We start from the raw sequence: 21,102 nt of genomic DNA on the forward strand, positions 1-21,102 counted from the left end.
AAACCGACAACTGCAAAAAAATCAAGCAACCAACGATATGCCCCACTATATCCGTGTCTTAGGCGAGACAAATCCAGCGATACCCGTTACGAAGTTACGTGACTACCTACGCGAGCAGAATCTAAAAGCAACGCTTGAAGTTGATGACGGCGACGAAGAAGATTGGACAACCTTGCTGGTGAAGGATGCAAAAGACCGGGATATCATTCTGATTGAAAAAAATATTGTTCTTGAGGGAGAGCTCGGTGAAGAAGAAATCGAGGAGTTTCAGGAGGAGGTATTAGATTATAAACCCACTTCGGCCGCCACGTGGTTAACAGAGTATCTCAACGAGGTAAAGGTAATTTACGCTTTTCAAATCCTGAATAGCGTAGACAATGAGGAGAATTGGTCCATCGTTGGCGAACTCAAATCAATGATATGGCAGAGCACAAAAGGCATAATTCAAGCCGACCATGAAGGATTCTCCAACCGGGAGGGCTATCACATTCTCTGGCAATTCCGGGACGATGTTTCAGGGGAATGGAGTATGGCCGTTAACGACATTCACGGGCATTGGACTAAATTTATTATGGATTTAGGTGACCCTGCACAACGGGAGGAATTTTGGAATGGCAAGGTCCCCAAAGGCGCGCGAAAGATTGAATAAAATACAGTAAAAGAGCGCATTGCCGGAGAACATCCGGTGTCGTGGATGGGTAAGGTCTCCGCTGAAGCAAGCGGGATCGTCAAAGTCCTGCAGAATAATTTTCTCCCTGTGCAACATTCTGGTAGCTTTGGGCGTCTTAGCAACACAAAACCGACCTGCTTATGTTCCGTAATTACTTCAAAGTCGCCATCCGAAACCTACTCCGCCAGAAAGGCTTTTCGTTCATCAACATCTTCGGCCTGGCGCTGGGGATCACGTGTACGGCGCTTATCGGGATGTGGGTCAATGACGAGTTGAGTTATGACCGGTTCCACAACGACTATGAGCGGCTATACCGGATCACGGCAACCCTGCCCGAGATGAAGGTGCACGCCGCCGTAACCCCCGCCCCGTTGGCACAGGCGATAAAGAACGAGATCCCCGAAGTGGAAGACGTGGTGCGTATCTCCAGCGTGAATCGCGAGCTGATCCAGGTGGGTGACATCAAGTTCGAAGAGGATGGTCTCGTTTTTGCCGATTCGAATTTCTTCAAGATGTTCAGCTTTCCCCTGATCAAGGGCGACCGCGAAAAAGCCTTGCTGAACCCGGAGGGCATTGTGATCTCCGAAAAAATGGCCCTCAAATATTTCGGCACCACCGACGTGCTCGAAAAAACCATCCGCAAAGACAACAAAGAAGACTTCACGGTGACGGCCGTTATGGCCAACATCCCCGACAACTCTCATTTGCACGTCGATTTTGTCGTGCCCATGCGCTTCCTGGCCCGTACAAACGACGACCTCAAAAAGAACATTTGGGACAACTACAATTGGTACACCTACTTTAGACTGAGCAGCAAAGCCCCGCAGTCGAAGGCGGGCATTGCGGACCTGGAAAAAAAGATCCAAAACGTCTATAAGAAAAACGAAACCGTACTAAAGGTAAGCTTCATACTGCAACCGCTGGCGAAGATCCATCTCTATTCCAATTTCCTGGCCGACCTTCCCGGTCACGGCAACGCACAGAACGTATACATTTTTATGGTGGTGGCCGTCTTCATCCTGGTGGTGGCATGTCTGAATTTTATGAACCTCGCCACCGCGCGCGCCGCACGACGGGCAAAAGAAGTTGGGCTGCGCAAAGTGGTGGGTGCCATAAGGCCTCACCTCGTGGGACAGTTCCTCGCCGAGTCGTTGATCGTCGCCTTGCTTTCGCTGGTGCTGGCCTTGCTGCTGATCTATCTCGCACTCCCCTATTTCAATACACTGGGTGGAAAAAATCTCTCCCTTGATCTTACCAACGTGAGGCTCATCACAGGGCTGTTGGGTATCACGGTCGTCACCGGTTTGTTGGCGGGCAGTTACCCGGCGCTCTACCTCTCGGGATTTCTTCCGGCCACGGTGCTGAAAGGAAATTTCAACGGCGGTGGCTCCGGAAGCTTGTTCCGGAACACCATGGTGGTGATCCAGTTTGCCGTGTCGATCTCCCTGATCGTCGGCACCGCGATCGTCTATCGCCAACTGAAATACATCCAACACCTGAACCTGGGCTTCGACAAGGAGAACCTGCTGTATGTGCCCATGACCGGCGAGATGTGGGGCAAATATGAATCGATGCGCACCAAGCTCGCCAGCAACCGGCTGACCAGTCAATACTCCTTTATCTCTGGCCTGCCGACATCTTCTTCCGGCGCCACGGTCAGCGTGGAGTGGAAAGGAAAGGACCCGAACTCGCAGCCCCTGTTCTACAACACGGCCATCGACGAAAACTTCGAAGAGGTTTTTAAGGCCACCTTCGTGGAGGGCCATGGTTATACTGAAAATGCCAAGGCCGATTCCACGAGTATCATCGTGAATCAAGCCGCACTAAAAACGATGGACATGCCGTTGGAGTCCGCCGTGGGAACCAGGATCACGGTGTGGAACAGAGAGCTCACGATCATTGGCGTGGTGAAGGACTTCAACTTCAAACCTGTTCAGGAGCCTATCGGTCCGATGTTCCTGAATCGCAATACTTGGGGAGGATATGCCATCGTCCGCACGCTGCCCGGTGAAACGGACAACACCATCAAGGCGCTGGAGCAAATGTGCAAAGAGATCAACCCAAGCTATCCCTTCAACTACAATTTTGTGGACCAGGATATTGCCAAATTATACACGTCCGAGCAACGGTTGGGCAACCTGTTCAATGTCTTTGCCGTGTTGGCCATTGTGATCTCTTGTCTTGGGCTGTACGGTTTATCGGCTTATCTCGCCGAGCGACGCACGCGCGAATTGGGAATACGCAAAGTGCTTGGTGCTTCAGGATTCCAGTTGGTTTATTTATTGTCAGCGACCTTCACCCGCCCCATCCTCATCGCTACGGCCATCGCCGTGCCGCTGGCCTGGTATGGGATGAGTCAATGGCTAAACGGCTTTGCCTTTCATGTGGATATTGACTGGACGATCTTCGCTATCGCCTTTGTGTCGGCGCTGATCATTGCCTGGTTGACGGTGAGCTTTGAGTCGATCAAAGCGGCGACGACAAATCCGGTGAAATCGTTGCGATCGGAATAGATCCTGAAGGAATTTTCTGCGTTATTTTTATAGCACAAGCCTCAAGGGCTGTGGCTGTGGTACGGAGTCTTTTGGTTTGGGCTGTCTAGACTTATTCTGAGCTTTTTATGGCCCTGGCCTACCTATGGTTCGTCTACGTACGGCCCCATCTATGACTTATCTATAGCTTGACACGGACGGGCAATGGTCTCACAACGGTTCCGTAACGTTTGATAGTTGCCGTTGCGGGTAGTGTGACCAAAACTAAAATATCTGATCAGTCGAATAAGTGAAAAAATCATCTTCCGCTTCGCGTATTTTTCTTTGCACGTCATCATAACGTGGTTCCAATGGAATAAGCCATTCTCCCTCAAAATCAATTAGTCCATAGCAACTATCCCCATAAACGATATACCCATATCCATACGGATCCTCGTCGCAAACGGAAAAATCGCAAGGAATTATCACCTTGCCCGACGCATCGATTACACCTTCGAACTCCTCGTTCCGTTGCCCTCCGGGAGTGTCGATTTTCTTGGACTGTACAACGATGGCCTGTTTGTGCGCATTCATCTCGGATTTTATTTTAGTAAAGCGAGGCGGAAGATTGATCACTTCGCCGTCGAGCGATAAGAACGAAGAACGTCCCTGTGACCATTGAGGATGCAGTTCTATCTTTATATAACCGTTTATGAATTTTTCTCCGGCCCGGCTAAGGCTATAAGTCGGATTTTCTTCCAATACGCCATGATCTATCGCAAGCGTATCGATCTTCCCGGTTTTTAAATTGAACAGTACATATCTGTATTTCCACGGTTGAAAATCCGGATAACGGGCAAACAAATCGATTTTTTTTTCATGCGCGGAGTCGGGCTTTTTCAATTCGTACTTCTCAAGCCAATACGACCTCTCGCTGCCGGAAAGCGAATGAAATCTAGGATTAGTTAATTCTATAAAGGCCATACCGTCCGAAGTGACCTTTATGTCCCTGATACGTTCATTAGGATGTATTATCCATTCGCCCTTTGCGTTGACTACACTATTCCCTCTCTCCTCATAAACGACACCAAAATTATTATAATAAGATAGTACCCGGCCGTTATAGACAGTATCACCCGATACCATGTTTATCAGCAAGGACCCGTGTTCTTTTGAGCTAGAATGCTTATCGACAACAGCCATATTGTCCTCTGAAATGTGATAACCCGCATTTTTTCTGAATGGAATGATTATGTTTCCACGATAATCAAAACATGCACTCTGTTGGTCCTTGCGTATTATAAGATAGTCCCCCTGGTGATCAATGGCATCATACAGGGGCGGTATGATGGCCTTGCCCCTCGCCGTAAATAGACCGCACTTTTCCTGACAAATCAAGAGATAGCTTCGTTTTCCTGGAGGCCTTAACACAGTCACACGCTCAACGGGTTCGCGAATGATGGCATTGAAACTCAAATCCAGGATACGCGTTTTTCGAAGTTTTTCTTCATAATAAGTGATCAACCCCAAATCCGGGATAACCCCGACCCTCGGGGTTAAAAACCTCATCACGTTCCACTTGTTGAAAACCGAATCAAGGTTCAAGTTGGCCGACCGTATGAGTGGATTTGACGCATTCAACTTCAATACAAAAAGTGTGGTTCTATGGATGGGATCCAACCCGCGTACCTCTATATATCTTTTTCTGCGAACAACAATCGCGTACTTTAAGTGTTTAAATCGCCTGTATCCGGCCTCATAGGAATTGCTACTAAACGTATATCGACCCGCCTCTAATTGCACTTCAAATTTCGGAGTTCTTTCTTTTGAGTATTCGATTCTCACTTCGCGATTCTCATCATAGGAATATGCGTCGAGTTTCTTATAGTCTGAGGTTCGCTTGAAAGTTCCTTCCTTGCGAGGAGAGACAGCATTCTTCTCATAAAAAATCTTTGTCTTTAAAAGGCCATCTGCTCCGAAGTATTTCTCACAAAAAAGCAAACTATCCCTTGCCGGCAAAGAATCCCTTCGCACAAGCCTACCCCGTTTATCAAAATTATCGCGAACGGTACAATGGAGCCTTCTTCGGTATTTTTCACTCCGATGGTCAAAGAGATAATAATGGATATAGCGGACGGTCGTTCTGTCCTTGATCTTGCCATTTCTATAGTGGGTCTCAACTGTCGTAAGGCTGTCAATGGTCTCTTGCTGGGAGTATGCCGTCACGACGAAGATAGAAAGAAAGCTTGCCAGAAGAACGGGTGTATGCTTGGGCCAGGAACTCATTTGTTATGCAAAAAGTGCAGCAAATATACACACTTTAGGAGTCCCTCGCTCATCGAAGAGTTTTGTCAAAAATGACAGAGAGGCAAACCATAAACATCATTTTTGGCTGCACAGGTTCATCAGCCCCTTCAGTGGGATTCTTATGGTGTTTAAATCACTTCTTTTGCTCCAGCACCGGTCGTGGGTCGAAGACTACTTTGAACCAGCTGATCTTTCCATTTTCCACGCGATACCACCCACTGCAAAACACCGTAACGCCCGACATCGTGATGTCATAGAAAACGCTGACATCGGTGATGTCGGCGAAAGCTTTTTTGACGTCGTATTTCAGACGCATTTTTTTCATGTCTTCGATATAAATGTCGGCGCCTTCGCGGGTGCCGAGGACGCCGGTGAAGGTCATGTCGTCGTGGAGTTGTTCGCGGGCGGTGGCGAAGTCTTCGTCGTTGAGGGATTGGATGAAGAGGAGTACTACTTCGCGGGCGGTGACGGGTGAGATGAGAATTTCGTTTTCCTGGGTCATGGCGGTTGGGCTTTATTGAATAGTGAAGATACAATATCGTGCCATGATCTATGAGCGTGATGCACCTTGTTTTCTGAGGATATATCCATTTTGAGATTCGGAGAGGCTTGTTCGCCTGTGTTTCAGGGGCGACGGAGTGAGCATTTTTCTCTACATCATTCTATGTCCGGCCAGGGATAGTAGTGGAAAGCCCGAAGTGCGCGGGCTCAAGCGTGGACGGACTTGGAACGGATAGCCCGACCCGAGGCCTCCGAGGGGGCCGCCAAATGTTCTTCGGCCTCCCACATTCAAAGTATGGCTCGCGAACCTTGTCAGAACTAAAGCCTTAAAAGATCCGGGCTTTAGCCTTGACCTCTCCCGCTGTTGCCCTCAACCACGACGATAGCTTCATCGCTATCCTTTGCGTGACTGCCACGCTATCACCGTGGTCAGTCCGCCAGTTGGCGGACAGGGCCGTGGAGTTCCTTTTGGAAATATCCTATGCCGCCTTCTCTTCTTCTTTATAGAACTCGGATTCTTCCAATGCCACTTTCTCTACCAACAAGCTGAGCAGTCGTTCACGAATCGTTCGATACTCCGGAAGATTCACCGTATCTTTTTTATTCCGGGGACGCGGCAAATTTACTTCCTCAATCTCGCGAATCGTCGCGGCCGGACCGTTGTTCATGACGACAATCCGATCGGAAAGAAATACGGCCTCTTCAATATCGTGAGTTACCATAACAATCGTTTTAGAGCGATGCGTCAGGTTCCATAATTTCAATAGCTCGATGTGAAGGGAAGCTTTGGTCAATGCATCCAGTGCACCAAACGGCTCGTCTAGTAAAAGAACCTCCGGATCAATGGCGAATGCCCGGGCGATGGCAACACGTTGCTTCATGCCACCAGAAATTTGCTTTGGATACTTCTCCCGATGTTCCCAGAGGTTCACCATCTTCAGATACTTTTCAACTACTTCATGCTTCTCTGCTTTGCTCTTATTTTTCAATGCGGCGTCCACCGCTTCGAAAATATTTTGATACACGGTCAGCCACGGAAGCAGGGAATAGTTTTGAAAAACGATGCCACGGTCAGGTCCGGGCCCTTTTATTTCTTTGCCATTTAATACCACTTTTCCTTTTGTTGGAAAGACCATCCCTCCTATGGCGTTCATGATGGTCGACTTCCCACAACCTGAATGGCCAATGATTGAAATGATCTGTCCCTTTTCAACTTCCAGGTTGATATCGTTCACGGCTACAAATTTGCCTTTCAACGTATGGAAGGCTATTTCCATATTTTCAATTTTCAGATAGCTCATACTAATTTCAGTTAGATTGAATACGTCACTTTCTTTTCCAAATACGAGAAGCCCCAGTCGAGCAGCAATCCTACCAACCCAATGATCAGTATTGCCGAGATCACGCGTTCAAGGCTTAAAGCATTCCAACTGTCCCACACAAAAAATCCTATGCCCATTCCACCGGAAAGCATTTCACCCGCCACGATCACCAGCCACGCCACGCCGATGCTCAGTCGTAGCCCCGTGATCATGTGCGGAAGACTATAGGGAATTAAGACCTTTGTGAGGTACTTCCACCTTGAAAACCCAAAGGCTTTGGCTACATTTTTATGGTCGTCCGGAATGGAAGCTACTCCAAAAGATGTATTGATGAGCGTGGGCCATAGGGATGTAATCACAATGATAAAGACCGTTGCATGGCTTGCCGACTGGAATGCAACGAGGCCGATGGGGAACCAGGCCAAGGGAGACACGGGTTTCAAAATCTGCACGATGGGATAAAATACTTTCCGGCAAAAAGAGTTGGAACCCATCAACACTCCAATGGGTATGGCGATGAACGATCCCAATAAAAATCCCGTAAATACCCGGCTTAACGAACTAAACAATTGCAAGGCTATGCCTTTTTCGTTCGGTCCATAGTCGTAAAAGGGGTCGCTTATCAATTCCAAAAAAACGACCGACGTAGCTTTAGGGCCGGGAAGTTCTCCTTTTGTGATCAGGCTGATGAAATACCAAAATCCGATCAGCCCGACAAATCCCAAAAGGTTATAGGAAAGGCCAACCAGTACCGATGCCATTTTTCTCAAAACAGGTTGCCACCTGGATGACGAAGGGGAAGCATTATTCTCTTTTGTCAATTCGCCCGCCACAGCGGTGGGGATGTCAATTGCTCTTTTCATACTGCTTTTTTTTAGTTACCCTCCGTCCTGTTGACGAAGGGTAATCTGATTCCTATTGATTAATGCTATTCACTTGCTTCAAATAATCAGCGGGCGCGTTCGGATCAAACTTTGCCTTATCCAGATCGATGACAAAAGGTTTCATATCATCCTCCGGAATTTTGATCTTCATACTCGTGGCCACCTCCTTATACAGGTCCTGCAAAATAAGTTTATCGGCAATCGCATTGTAGTCGGGCGCTTCTTTGAGATAATCAAACCGCATGTACTGCGCCATGAACCAGATCGCATGTGATTTTCGTGGAAGATTGGTTTCACCATTACGGTGGAAAAGCATGTAATTGTCCCTGTAGATCTCTATTCCCTGATCACATCCTAAATTGTAATCCCCCATAAGCCTGGCTTCAATAACATCTGCGGGAGCATTTACATACGGCAATTTGCCAATGATCTCTGCTGCTCTTTTTCTGTTCGCGCGGTTATCCAGCCACTTGCATGCTTCCAGCACAGCCTTCATTACATTTTTCAGATCTTCGCGTCTGGTTTCGCTGAATTTTTTGTTTACCACCAACGCTTTTTCAGGGTGATGCTTCCAGATATCCTGCGTGGAAATTTCTGTAAACCCTATCCCTTGCTTAACCGCGACCCCATTCCACGGTTCCCCAACACAATAACCATCCATGTTACCCACCTTCATGTTGGCCACCATTTGAGGTGGCGGGATCGTGATGATCTTAGCAGTCTTCTGGCTAACGTTCGCAGCCGCTAACCAATAGCGCAGCCAGACATCGTGGGTACCCCCTGGAAAGGTCATGGCGAATGTAACTTCTTTATCAGCCTTCAGTTTAGCCGCCACGACAGACGCCACTTTGCCGGTCTGTTTAAAACCTACTTTGCCACAAAAATCCTTCGACAAGGTGATGGCCTGACCGTTGTTATTCAGGATCATCGCCACTTTCATTTCCGAGCCTGCCTTACCTCCTATCCCTGTGTAGACCGAAAATGGCATGCTGAAAAGACAATGGGCTCCATCCAATTCACCGGTTAAAATTTTATCTCTGACATTCGCCCAGGAAGCTTCTTTCGTTACCTCCACGTTTACACCGTATTTTTCAAATAAGCCAAGCTCCTTGGCCATAATGATTGGCGCACAATCCGTCAGGGGAATAAATCCAAGCCGAATGACCTCTTTTTCACTCACATCATTTTTAACCGGCGCGGCTGAAGCCAGTACCAATACGATAAAGGGGAGCACGAACCAGGAGAAAGTTGCTTTTAAATAATAGGTTATGTTTTTCATGATCGTTTCGGTTTAGGTTACTTCAGAATGAATTCAGGTTTGATCGAGATCATCAGGTAAGCCCAGCTCGAAAACGTGTCAGCATTTTTTACATTTTTCACCTTCGTCGAAACGAGAGTGGACGTTGAGAACATGGAAGAATATCCACCTTCAATGTTGATCGCCTTTGTCAATCCATAATTGAATACGAAATCAAGCTCCGTACCCAGCGCTTTATCTAACGCTGTGCCCACTTCATTTGTCACTGCCGTTGGAAGTACGAAACGATGTGCATCCAGGGAAAGCGTGAGGTTGTCTTTAGGTTTGAATTTGGTTTTGAAATAATAATCCACCAGACCACTGGATCCAAAGCCATCGGCAACATAGAAGTAATCCATGTAGCCCCAGAATTTATGCGGTGTGCCGTATAAAGGATCGAAGCGTTGATATTTTTTTGTGGGATCAGATCCATTATTTCCGGAGGTGACATCCACACCCGGTCCGAGGCTAAATTTTCTTCCGGCTGCGTACAGGGTGGATAATGAAAGAAGATACTCATCCAATGCTGTGCCCTCACGATATTGTCCACCCTGATAAAAAGCACTCGCGGCAAAGGTCAGTTTTCTAAAAGCCGTTCCAAAGGCGTTACCACCAATGGTATATCGGCTCCAAACGCCTCTATCATAGATAGGAGTCTTTTTGTCAACGTCGGCCGCTGCAAAGTGAAATTTGCTGAAGTCATCCTTGAAGGCAAGGAAAGATACATTTCCAAAATAAAGTTTTTTAGCGAGGTATAAGAACTGCATGGATTTATAGAGGGTGCTCATACCATTCGTACTGGCCGCATAACCCGTAGGCGTTCCATTGTAGATCGTATTCGATTTCCGTTCGGCATTTTGATTGTAAGCCGCACCTAAATGTGCCGTCCAACCATTATGTTCAAATTTAAGCAAAGCCGCATCGTGTCTTCGGGCTTGCTGAAGCCAGTCAAGATTTCCGAGGAGTCGCACATCATCGTATACCAACTCCTGGCGTCCTATTTTCAATGTGAAGTTTTTGACGACCTTGCCTGTATCCACCAGGCTGATTTCACCCCACGCTTCATGAACCATAAACCCATCGTAAGCATCGTTCGTGGTGCGGTTTATCGATGAGGCATCTTGTCCCCATACTCTGACATCTTGTAGGGAAGCATACAACTTAAAACGATACCCTGCATAACCGAAATTGACACGCGTACGTTGCGAAGTAAACATAGCAGGAACCGTGTCTCGAACGGAAGGTGTACCCTGTCCGTCGCGTAGTTCAGTTCGTGTTCTTATCTGTCCGGAAACCGTGAATTGTGCCTTCAGCTGGCTGGTCAGGCACAGGCAAAAAAGAAGGGCTAAAATTGGTGAGTAAGTTTTCTTATCCATATTTTTGATTTTTAGTGTCACAACTAAATGATTGTCCCCTGGAAGAATTCGCAGTTCTGAAAGGGGACTCTTTATTTTTAGGGATCCATTACCTGGTAACAGTCTCCCTGGAGTTGATTTATCTCAATTAATTTCTGGATTCACTGTGTTATATCTTAGGTTATAGGTTAGGCCATATCTTCTTCCCGTACAGATCCGTGTCTTCGGGTTCAACACCAACACGAGTTGGGCATTCTTAGAAAGACTAAAGGCAAGCGAGACAAATGATAGCATCGTAACGGCGATGCCGGTCATAAAAAGGCTTTCGCGAAAAGCGACTGTTGCTGAAGCAAAAAGAAATCCTGCGAGCCAAAACCAGCCAAAAAAACAAAGGACGGGGGTATGAAAAGTCCGCAAAGGGACAGTCTTAAAATTCAATAAATTGATGTTGGTTGCTTTGGTCGTGGGGGGTGCTACCATGTGTATTACGTGTTTTTACGTAATACAAGTAAGTAATTATTACGTAATAAACACGTAAAAATACGTATAAAATTACCGAAACGGATTTAAATACGTAGAAAATCGATTGCGATGTACGTGTTTAGTTTGTCCCAGTTCAACATTATCAGCAACAGCCGCTGCCTTCGCTATTCGTTTCGACAGGCTACTCCGCATCGCCAGGATAAATGATAACTTGACATTTGAATACGCGCTATGAATAAATCCATTCCTCCGGGCTACTCATTTTTTCCATCCATGGTCCGCACATACAAGCAGACCAAAAATCCTATCGGGACCATGCAGGAGAGCATGAGCCGATTCAACGGAACCTATTCTGTCAACCTCGGCATGATGCGCATGATTGCCACACAAGATGCCGGTTTGATCGAATATGTTCTGAAATCAAATCATCGTAACTATCATAAGTCACCGATACAGACTGAATATCTGGGCAAATTTCTGGGCAAGGGACTGCTTACCGCCAACGGCGACTACTGGTTGAAACAGCGGAGACTCATTCAGCCGGGGTTTCACACCGAAAAAATACATGCGCTTTATGCGACCATAAAGCGCACGGTCGACGAGTTCCTGTTAACGTTCCCTACGGGCGATGTGGATGTATACCCACTCCTGCACAAACTCGCTTTCGACATCGTTATCAACACGTTGTTTACGGTCAACGTACCGGCAGCGCAGCGACAACAACTGGCCACCTTCATCAGTGATGTGCAGGAGTATGTCATGAGAGAGGTGCGCAATCCTCATAAACGCTGGTGGTTTCGTTTGTCTGGTGAACTACGCGAAAATCTCGATAAGGCGGCAGGCGCCAGGGATGTAATCCGCTCTCTCATCCGGCAACGAAAACAGGACCAAGGCCGGCACAACGATCTGCTCGATATGCTACTCGAAGCACGCTACGAAGAAAGCGGTCAACCCATGACCGAAGAGCAGGTGATCGACGAGATCTTAATCATTCTGATTGCAGGTCATGAGACTACTGCCAATGCCCTATCGTGGTCGTTATACTTACTGGCGCATCATCCTGATGAATTACGGATGGCGAGAGAGGCATCGCGGTCTCTTGAATTGCATCAAGTCGTTGGGAACGAAGCGCTGAATAATGTGATCAGGGAAAGCATGCGCCTATATCCACCCGCCTGGATCAGTGACCGGGTGGCGTTGGAAAACGATGCGTACGCAGATTTTTCTATTCCAAAGGGAACGGTGATCGTCATCTTCTACTACGGGTTGCATCGCGACGCCCATGAATGGAGTGATGCACTGTCATTCAAGCCTTCCCGATTTTCAAAAGAGCATAATAAGGACATTAAGAAAATATACTATCCATTCGGAGCAGGTCCTCGCCTGTGTATCGGTAACAATTTCGCCATGGCGGAGATGGTGATCTTTCTACAGTCGTTCATTCAGATGTTTCATGTCGAGCCGGGCAATATCGAACCCAATATTAAGCCATTGGTTACGCTGCGGCCGGATAAAGTGATGCTGAAGGTGAAGACTGTTTAGGTGCAAATACATTAAACCGCAGAGGCGCAAAGGGCGCAAAAAGAACGCAAAGAAATGCAAAGGCGCAAAATACGCAAGGGAGATTCCTCTTTGCGTACTTTGCGCCTCTGCGGTTCAAAAATGAATTTTAGCTGTGGTCTATTTTTTCAGCGATGCGAGATCGATCACAAACCGATACTTCACATCATTCTTCAACATGCGCTCATACGCCTCATTGATATACGGCATATCGATCACCTCCACATCCGAAACAATGTTATGATCCGCACAGTAATCTAGCATCTCCTGTGTCTCCGGGATGCCTCCGATGAGGGAACCGATGATGCTGCGGCGGCGCATGATGAGTTCGAAGGCGGGGACGGCAGAAGGAGTCGGGGGCACGCCCACCACGATCATGGTGCCGCTGGTGTTGAGGAGGTTGAGGTAAGTGCTGTAATCGTGGGGAGCAGACACCGTGTTGAGGATGAAATCGAAATGATTGGTCAATGATTTCATCTTGTTCTTGTCGGACGTGAGCGCGAAGTGGTGCGCACCCAATTTCTTGGCATCGGCTTCTTTGGAAGGCGAACTGCTGAGCATAGTGACTTCGGCGCCAAAGGAGGCGGCGAACTTCACGCCCATGTGGCCCAGTCCTCCCAGACCTAGCACACCCACTTTATGACCTTTGCCTACGCCAACATGGCGAAGCGGTGAGTACGTTGTGATGCCGGCGCAGAGCAGCGGGGCCACGCCTTCGATTGAGAGTTTATTGGATACTTTAAGCGTGTAATCCTGGTCCACTACAATTTGTGTGGAGTAGCCGCCATAGGTGGGCTTCTTGGTGACACGCTCGAGTCCGTTATATGTCGCGGTCATGCCGTTGTCGCAGTATTGTTGCAGGCCTGCCTGGCAGTTAGGGCACGTGCGGCAGGAGTCGACGAAGCAGCCGATGCCGGCGAGATCACCTGCGGCAAAGCGCTTTACGTTGCTGCCTACTTTTATGACGCGGCCTACAATCTCATGGCCGGGGACCATGGGGAAGATGGAGCCTCCCCATTCGTCGCGCACCTGGTGCAGGTCGGAGTGGCAGACGCCACAGTAGAGGATGTCAATTTGTACGTCGTTCACACCCACATCGCGCCGGTCGAAATTAAACGGTGCCAGGGGTGCCGCAGCGTTTTGAGCTGCGTATGCTTTTGTTGCGATCATGTTTTAGGTTTTGGGTTTTTAGGAAATGTATGGGTTCGTTCTTCTCTTTTACTTTTGTTGGGCTACTACTTTCACACCGGGCACCGTCGATCCATTGCGGATCTCTTCACTGGCAACCCGCACGAGTTGATCGCCCGGTTCCAGTTTGCCATAGATCTCGGTCAGGCCATAGGCCGAGCGACCTAACTCTACGTCTACCCACTCCACGGTGTTGTCTTTGATGCGAATGACGAAGATATTTTCCGCTGCATTCACCACGGCCGACTTGGGAACGACGAACGTGCTGTCGTTCTTATCCAGGGGAATGGTGACGTCGGCGATCATGCCGGGGAGTAATTTCTTGTCTTTGTTCATCACATCCATCTCAACGCGTTCGGCGCGCAATCTTGTGTCGAGTGCGCCGGCGTGGCGGGTGATCTTGGCGTGGAAGGTTTCGTTGCTGCGGGCTTTTACCTTAAAGTCCACATCGTCGCCGGTGGCCAGGTAGGATGTGTAGGCTTCGGGTACGGAGATCACGAGACGCATGTGTTGTTGTTCCTGCAGGGTGAACAGAGGTTTTTCGGAACCCTTGCCGGCAGGGCCCACGTTGGCGCCGGGGTTCACATTACGCGCGCTGATGACGCCACCAAACGGGGCGCGGATCTCCAGGTAGTTGCGCGTGTTCACGACCTCATTTTGGAAGGCCGAGGCCGAGGCCAGTTGCTCGTAGTCCGAGTTCATTTTTGCGCGGGCCTGGTCGAGATCGTTCTGTGAGATCGTGCCTGGCGTTTTGCTGGTTTCGAGCAAGCGTTCATAGTTGGCTTTGCTGGCCGAATACACGGCTTCCTGCGATTTCTGACGTGATGCCGCACCGTTAAGGCGCGAGGTGATCTCAGGTGCTTCCAGCGATGCAAGCAATTGGCCCTCCTTCACTTCCGTGCCGACGTCGACATAGATCTTTTTCACAAAGCTATTTTCGCGGGCATACAGGTCCACTTGTTGAAAGGAGATCAACTCGCCGGGAATGTGCAGCGAAGTGGCCAGCTTCTGCCGTTGGGCGGAAAGCACTTCTACCGCGGGTGCCGCAGCTTCTTTTTCGGGTTTGCCCGCCGATGCACCACACCCTACGAGGACGGCCGACGCCAGGGTGATGGCCGCCAGGCTGGTGAGCACGGCAAAGCGATTGAAGTATATGGTTTGGTGGTTCATAGTCTGTCTCATGACGGGATATAAAATTTACTGTCTTTGTCTTCAGGATCGAGGGATACGGATTGGGTTGTGGTCTTGCCTTGCACCCATGCAAACACGAGGGGCAACACCACGACAACGGCTACGGTAGACGCGAGCAGCCCGCCGATCACGGCACGTGCCAACGGCGCCACCTGGTCGCCACCTTGCCCGTGGCCAATGGCCATGGGGATCATGCCCACCACCATGGCCACCGTGGTCATGAGGATGGGACGCAACCGCAGGGCCGCTGCTTCGCGGGCCGACAACAGGGCGTCGCCGTTGTGCAGGCGCAGCTGTTCGGCGTTGGTGATGAGCAACACGGCGTTCGCAATGGACACCCCTACCGACATGATGATGCCCATGTAGGATTGCAGGTTTAGGGTGGACCCCGTGAGGAGCAACATGCCCAGCGCACCCAGGATCACCGCGGGCACGGCCGTGAGCACGACGGCCGATACTTTAAAGGACTGAAAATTCGCCGAAAGCATCAGGAAGATCACCACGATGGCTACCAACAGACCCGACTGCAAATTGTCGAGCGTTTCGGTGAGCACCAGGCTGAGCCCGATGGGTTCGATCACCATGCCGCGGGGAATCTCGCCCAGGCCCTGGAGGGCCTTCTTCACGTCGGCGGTGGCCGTACCCAGGTCGGTGCCGCGCAGGTTGGCGGTCACGGACAAGGATGGCAGCGCGCCAAGATTGTCGGCTTCACCATACGTAGTGTCCTGCTCGAAGGTGACCACGTCGCTGAGCACCGGACGCGATTGGTTCCGGAGAATCGGAACCTCGCCCAATTCATCTACCGAGGTAATTTGGTTTTCGGGTATTTGAACCTGCACCGCGTAGCTCAGGTTTGACGTTTCATCCAGCCACACGTTTTTCTCTGTGTAGCGCGACGACGACGTTGTGGTGATGAGCGAACGCGAAATATCGGTCATGTCCACCCCCAACTGTGCGGCACGGGTGCGGTCGATGTTGATGTTGAGGGCAGGATAGTTGATGGGCTGCGCGATCTGAATGTCGCGGAGGTAGTCGATCTCTTTCAGCTTGGCCACCACTTTCTTGGCATACTGTTCATTCAGTTTTTTGTTGCGTCCCACGATGCGCACCTCCACGGGTGTGGGCGACCCCTGGCTCAGGATCTTGTCGGTGAGCTCGATGGGTTCGAATGAGACCCGTACATCGGGCTGGGCCTCTTTCATTTTGGTCCGGAATTTATCCTTCAGTTCGTCCATGTTGCCTTCATACGACTCCTTCAACGCCACCTGCAACACGGCCTCTTGCGAGCCACTGGTGAACAGGTAGATGGGACTGATGGAAAACAATGGCGCGTGCTGCCCGATGAAAGCGGACGTGATGCCGATGTTCTCCTCTCCCACCAACTCTTTGAGAATGCTGATGGCCTTGATCGTTTTTTGTTCCGTGCGCTCGATGCGCGTTCCATCCGGGGCACGCAGGCGCACCTGGAATTGACCTGATGTCACCTTGGGCAACACGTCGCGGCCGATGGTGTTCAGCAACGTGATGGCGGCGCCGATGGCCACGATCAGGTAGACGGTGACCACCATTTTGCGGCGGGCCATGATGTGGTCGAGGAACTCCAGGAAGTTGTGGCGGAAGCGCGCAAAGCCTTTCAGCTTGCCATTGCCACCGTGTTCTTGCGCTTCCAGCATTTTCACTTTCAGATCGGCAGCATCCGCAGCATTGTAGTGCACTTCCTCCTCTCCTTCCTTCGGCTTGTGTCCCTTCATGATCCAGTTGGCCAATACGGGCACAAAAGTCTGCGACAGCAAATAGGACGTGATCATCGAAAACGCGATGGCCATCGACAAGGGCAGGAACAGCGAGCCGGGAATGCCCACCATGGTGAGCGCGGGGGCAAACACGGCAAGGATACAAAACAGGATCAGCAGTTTGGGGAAGGCAATCTCCTTACACGCATCCCAAATGGCCAGCGCCTTGGGTTTGCCCATGTCGAGGTGCTGGTGAATATTTTCAATGGTCACCGTCGATTCGTCCACGAGAATACCGATGGCCAGGGAGAGCCCGCTCAACGTCATGATGTTGATGGTCTGCCCGAACAGTTGGAGGAACAACACACCAGAGATGATCGACGTGGGGATGGTGAGGATCACGATGAGCGCGCCTCTCGGGTCGCCCAGGAACAAGAGCACCATCAACCCCGTGAGGATCGCACCGATCGCCCCTTCGGAAATAAGACTCTTCACGGCGTTGATCACATAGGTGGACTGGTCAAATTCGTAGGACAGCTTTACGTCGTCCGGCAATTGGGCTTGGAACGTCGGCAGGTTGTTCTTCAATTTCTGCACGACTTCCCAGGTAGAGGCATCCGCCGATTTGGCGATGTTGAGGTACACGGAGCGCTTGCCGTTCACCTGGGCATAGCCCGTGGTGATGTCGGCGCCGTCTTCTACGGTGGCCACATCGCCGAGGTAGAGGTTTTGCACGTCGCCCTTGAACAAGGGGATCCGCTCAAAGTCTTTGATCTTTTTGATCTGGTTGTTGGTCGGGGTGATGTAGTTGATGTCGCCGATCTTCATGCCCCCGGAAGGCGCCGATTGGTTGTTCAGGCGGAGCGCCTCCACCAATTGGTCGGGCGTGAGGTTGTGCGACCGGAGCAATTCAGGGTCGGCCTTGATCACCACGGTGCGCAGGTTTCCACCAAAAGGCGGTGCGGCCACCAGGCCTGGGATGGACGTGAAGGATGCGCGCACGTACACGTTGGCCAGGTCCATCAACTCATTGTTCGATCGTGTCTCGCTGGACAACACCAACTGCCCTACCGGCAACGTGGACGCATCAAAGCGGATGATAAAGGGTGGCTGCGATCCCGGTGGAAAGATGGCCTGAATGCGGTTGGCAAACGCGCTCAACTCGGCTGCGGCCTGCGCCATGTTCGTGCCGGGATAGAAGGTGATCTTCATCAGCGTGAGCCCTTGCGTGTTGCGGGTCTCGATGCTTTTGATACCGTTCACATACAACAGGATGTTCACATATTGCTTTCCAAAATAAGCCTCCATCTGCGTCGGCGTAAATCCCCCGTAGGGGTGCGAGAGATAGATCACGGGCAGGTTCATGGCCGGGAAAATGTCGATCTTGATGGAGCGTACGGCGCCGATGCCAAAGAAGAGCAGGCCGGCCACCAACACCAGAATAGAAATGGGTTTGCGAAGTGCTAAGCGTATTAAGTTCATACTTACGGAGCCTGGTTAATGAATAAATCGAAATCACCGGTAGCCGCTGCTTTCAACAGCAAGGCTTGCCACACATTGATATAGGCGACACTTCGGTCTACCTCCGCCTTGTTCAGGGCCAGCATGGCGATCTGCAAGTCGACGATGGTGGTGAGGCCGTTTCTGTACAAGACTGATTTTTGAAGATAGGCATCGGATGCAGCGCGGTATTGCAGCGGCACCTCCTGCAAGCTTTGCAGGCTGTTGGTGATGCGTTGATCGGAAAAGATAAGTTGGTTTTTGAGCTGCGTGTTGATCTGCTCGTATTCGTAGCGATACCCTTCGCTCACAAACCGCTGGGCACGCGCCTGTTGTCGCACCTTGATGGGGCTCACCAGGTTCCAGGCGATGCTCACCCCCGCCACGTAGTTGTAGCGCGAAGGATTGACGCCCTTGCCATAGTCGGTGCTGTAGCGATCGGGAAACTCCGGCGAATAATTATACTGAAAGCCTGAAGCCCGCGCTTGGTAGACACCAAACAAATTGACGCCGGGCAACATACTGCGCTTCGCCACACGGGCGGCACTGTTGGCCTGCTCGATGCGCGCCTGATAAAATTTTACTTGCGGATTGTTGGCCAGTTCCAAGGCGGTGTTGAAGTTCTGCGGTGTATTTCCTACGAACGTGGTATCCAACACAAAAGAGTCTGCTGTCATATTGAGCAACTGCGACAGCTGGTTGGTGACCAACTGCGCGTTGGTTCGCATCTCGATCAGTGAAAGCTTGGCCCGCGACACTTCCGAGTTGGCCAGGGATGAATCCACCCCGGGGTTGAGTCCTGTCAACGCCCGGGCACGAACATTCTGGCGCACGGCTTCGGCGCGGCGCAGGTTGGCTTCGGCGTTGCGGATGAATTGCTGGGCGACCAGCAAGTTGAGGTACGAGCCTGCGATCTTCACGCTGTGAATGAATCGCTCCTGCTCCAGGTCGGCCGAGTCGCGACGCACTTGCGCGTCGGCCAGTTGAATGCGCGACTGCACGCGGCCAAAGCTGAACACTTCCCAGTTGGCGTTCACGAGATAGAGCGCACCAAAGGCGGCGTTCCAGCTTTCATCGGCGGAGGTAGGTCCTGCCGAAGACACGCCGAGCACCCCTACCGCACCGAGGGGACCGAATTGCCCGTTCACCGTGCCGTAGTTTTGCTGTACCGAGGCGATGACGTTGGGCAGGTATTCATTGCGGGCATTCTTCGACAGCGCTTCGGATGCTTCCAGGTATTGCTGTTTGGCGTGAATGCTTTGATAGTTCCGGAGGCCTTCGGTGATCGCTTCTGATAATTTCAACACGCCCGTGTCCTGCGCGTGCAGGGTTTGTGGCGAAAATGCGGACAAAAAGCATCCCGCCCAAACTAAAAATAAAAACGCATAGCCCTGGCGTGAGGGCGATACGCTGGTGGTAATCGTTCTATTCATATTGGACTTGCTATACCGGGAAGCAGAACCGCTGTTCTTTGTCGCTTCCTCCGGTGGGTGGTGCAATCGTTTTCCGGGATCGTGTAAACTCGTTGAAGGGGGTATCGATTCGAATGGTGGTTTTCTCCTCTTGATAAACATGTTTAATTTTTCATACGTGCAGCCGTTTGTCACGGACCTTATTCATGCTTTCGGCGTGGGCCGAATACTTTTTTGGGTTGATCAATGGTTGACCAGTTTCATCGATCCTTCGCTATACCGCTGTCCTGTGTCGGGATATTTAAGCAGCAAGGCTTCGATGGCTTTCAAATCGGCCGGCAGCAAGGCTACGTCGGCTGCATCGGCGTTTTCCTGGAGATATTTTCTGCGTTTTGTTCCCGGTATGGGGATGATGTCTTCGCCTTGCGCCAGCACCCATGCGAGGGCCAGTTGTGAGGGCGTGCATTGTTTTTCCTTGGCAAAGGCGGCAAACGCATCCACCAGCTTGCGGTTGTTGTCCATGTGCTGGTCGTTGAAGCGCGGCAGTGTTCTGCGGAAGTCATCGGCAGCGAGCTTGTTGGTGTCGGACACGGTGGCGGTCACCAGTCCACGGGCCAGCGGGCTATAGGGAATGAACCCGATGCCCAGTTCGCGGCACAGCGGCAGGATCTCTTTTTCCACGTCACGTGTCAGCAGCGAGTACTCGCTTTGCAGGGCTGTGATGGGGTGCACGCGGTGTGCTTTGCGGATGGAGGCCGCGGAGGCTTCAGACAAGCCGAGGTAGCGCACCTTGCCTTCTTTTACCAGCGTAGCCATGGCGCCCACCATTTCTTCGACAGGCACGTTCGGGTCGATACGGTGTGCGTAATACAAGTCGATGGTGTCGATCTTCAGGCGGCGGAGGCTGTCTTCCACGGCCTTCTTGAGGTGGGCCACGGAGCCGTCGAAATAGGTGGAGCCGTCTTCGCGGCTGCGGAAGCCAAATTTTGTGGCGATAAAGATCTTGTCGCGATTGGGCACGAGCACTTGCGAAATGAGCTCTTCGTTGTGTCCCTTTCCATACATATCGGCCGTATCCCAGAAATTAATTCCCAGGTCCAGCGCCAGGTGCAGTGTGGCGATCGATTCAGTGTTGTCGATCGGGCCGTAAGCGAAGCTCATCCCCATGCATCCTAAACCAACGGCGGATAGCTTTTCGGTTGTGTTTCCCAGTGTTCTGTATTTCATA

Annotated in this window: 14 protein-coding genes; 3 read left to right on the forward strand and 11 right to left on the reverse strand. The window is 50.7% G+C overall.

The features are described from left to right. Window positions 1-37: 37 nt before the first annotated feature. Both BUB30_RS04385 and BUB30_RS04390 read left to right on the forward strand, forming a co-directional pair. Window positions 38-649, forward strand: coding sequence for a hypothetical protein (locus tag BUB30_RS04385; RefSeq protein ID WP_073131420.1), 612 nt, complete (start codon window positions 38-40; stop codon window positions 647-649). A 161-nt stretch (window positions 650-810) separates the two neighbouring features. Further along, window positions 811-3,183 carry an ABC transporter permease gene (locus BUB30_RS04390; protein ID WP_073131422.1) on the forward strand — a complete coding sequence of 791 codons (2,373 nt, stop codon included), beginning with the start codon at window positions 811-813 and terminating at the stop codon, window positions 3,181-3,183. A gap of 243 nt (window positions 3,184-3,426) precedes the next feature. On the opposite strand, the gene BUB30_RS04395 is transcribed toward BUB30_RS04390, so the two are convergent. The 6 genes from BUB30_RS04395 to BUB30_RS04420 all read right to left on the reverse strand — a co-directional run bounded on the left by BUB30_RS04395 (window position 3,427) and on the right by BUB30_RS04420 (window position 10,828). Next, window positions 3,427-5,427, reverse strand: coding sequence for a WG repeat-containing protein (locus BUB30_RS04395; RefSeq protein ID WP_073131424.1), 2,001 nt, complete (start codon window positions 5,425-5,427; stop codon window positions 3,427-3,429). 154 nt (window positions 5,428-5,581) lie between these two features. Beyond that, window positions 5,582-5,950 carry a nuclear transport factor 2 family protein gene (locus BUB30_RS04400; protein ID WP_073131426.1) on the reverse strand — a complete coding sequence of 123 codons (369 nt, stop codon included), beginning with the start codon at window positions 5,948-5,950 and terminating at the stop codon, window positions 5,582-5,584. Between the two features lie 478 nt (window positions 5,951-6,428). Continuing rightward, on the reverse strand, window positions 6,429-7,250 hold the full coding sequence (locus BUB30_RS04405) for an ABC transporter ATP-binding protein (RefSeq protein WP_073131428.1): 822 nt from the start codon (window positions 7,248-7,250) through the stop codon (window positions 6,429-6,431). An 11-nt stretch (window positions 7,251-7,261) separates the two neighbouring features. Beyond that, window positions 7,262-8,134 (reverse strand): nitrate ABC transporter permease, encoded by an 873-nt coding sequence (gene ntrB / locus BUB30_RS04410; RefSeq protein WP_073131430.1) that lies wholly within the window; start codon window positions 8,132-8,134, stop codon window positions 7,262-7,264. A gap of 52 nt (window positions 8,135-8,186) precedes the next feature. Continuing rightward, window positions 8,187-9,434 (reverse strand): CmpA/NrtA family ABC transporter substrate-binding protein, encoded by a 1,248-nt coding sequence (locus BUB30_RS04415; RefSeq protein WP_073131432.1) that lies wholly within the window; start codon window positions 9,432-9,434, stop codon window positions 8,187-8,189. 17 nt (window positions 9,435-9,451) lie between these two features. Continuing rightward, window positions 9,452-10,828, reverse strand: coding sequence for an alginate export family protein (locus BUB30_RS04420; protein ID WP_084137894.1), 1,377 nt, complete (start codon window positions 10,826-10,828; stop codon window positions 9,452-9,454). A gap of 693 nt (window positions 10,829-11,521) precedes the next feature. Between BUB30_RS04420 and BUB30_RS04425 the strand changes: the two genes are divergently transcribed. After that, on the forward strand, window positions 11,522-12,832 hold the full coding sequence (locus BUB30_RS04425) for a cytochrome P450 (protein ID WP_073131433.1): 1,311 nt from the start codon (window positions 11,522-11,524) through the stop codon (window positions 12,830-12,832). Window positions 12,833-12,970: 138 nt separating this feature from the next. Here the strand turns inward: BUB30_RS04425 and BUB30_RS04430 are convergent, their stop codons facing one another. The 5 genes from BUB30_RS04430 to BUB30_RS04450 all read right to left on the reverse strand — a co-directional run bounded on the left by BUB30_RS04430 (window position 12,971) and on the right by BUB30_RS04450 (window position 21,101). After that, window positions 12,971-14,020, reverse strand: coding sequence for an NAD(P)-dependent alcohol dehydrogenase (locus tag BUB30_RS04430; RefSeq protein WP_073131435.1), 1,050 nt, complete (start codon window positions 14,018-14,020; stop codon window positions 12,971-12,973). Window positions 14,021-14,068: 48 nt separating this feature from the next. Continuing rightward, the gene (locus tag BUB30_RS04435) at window positions 14,069-15,220 is read right to left on the reverse strand and encodes an efflux RND transporter periplasmic adaptor subunit (protein ID WP_143164760.1); all 1,152 of its coding nucleotides are present in this window, start codon (window positions 15,218-15,220) and stop codon (window positions 14,069-14,071) included. Continuing rightward, entirely contained in the window at window positions 15,217-18,444 is a 3,228-nt protein-coding gene (locus BUB30_RS04440; RefSeq protein ID WP_073131439.1) for an efflux RND transporter permease subunit, read from the reverse strand. Before BUB30_RS04440 ends, BUB30_RS04435 begins: the two co-directional genes overlap by 4 nt. 2 nt (window positions 18,445-18,446) lie before the next feature. Then, complete coding sequence (locus BUB30_RS04445; protein WP_178377022.1) at window positions 18,447-19,895, reverse strand: TolC family protein; 1,449 nt, start codon at window positions 19,893-19,895, stop codon at window positions 18,447-18,449. A gap of 222 nt (window positions 19,896-20,117) precedes the next feature. After that, window positions 20,118-21,101, reverse strand: a complete 984-nt coding sequence (locus tag BUB30_RS04450; protein WP_073131443.1) for an aldo/keto reductase — start codon at window positions 21,099-21,101, stop codon at window positions 20,118-20,120. Between the last annotated feature and the right edge of the window lies 1 nt (window position 21,102).

Source organism: Chryseolinea serpens, assembly GCF_900129725.1.
Taxonomy (GTDB): Bacteria; Bacteroidota; Bacteroidia; order Cytophagales; family Cyclobacteriaceae; genus Chryseolinea; species Chryseolinea serpens.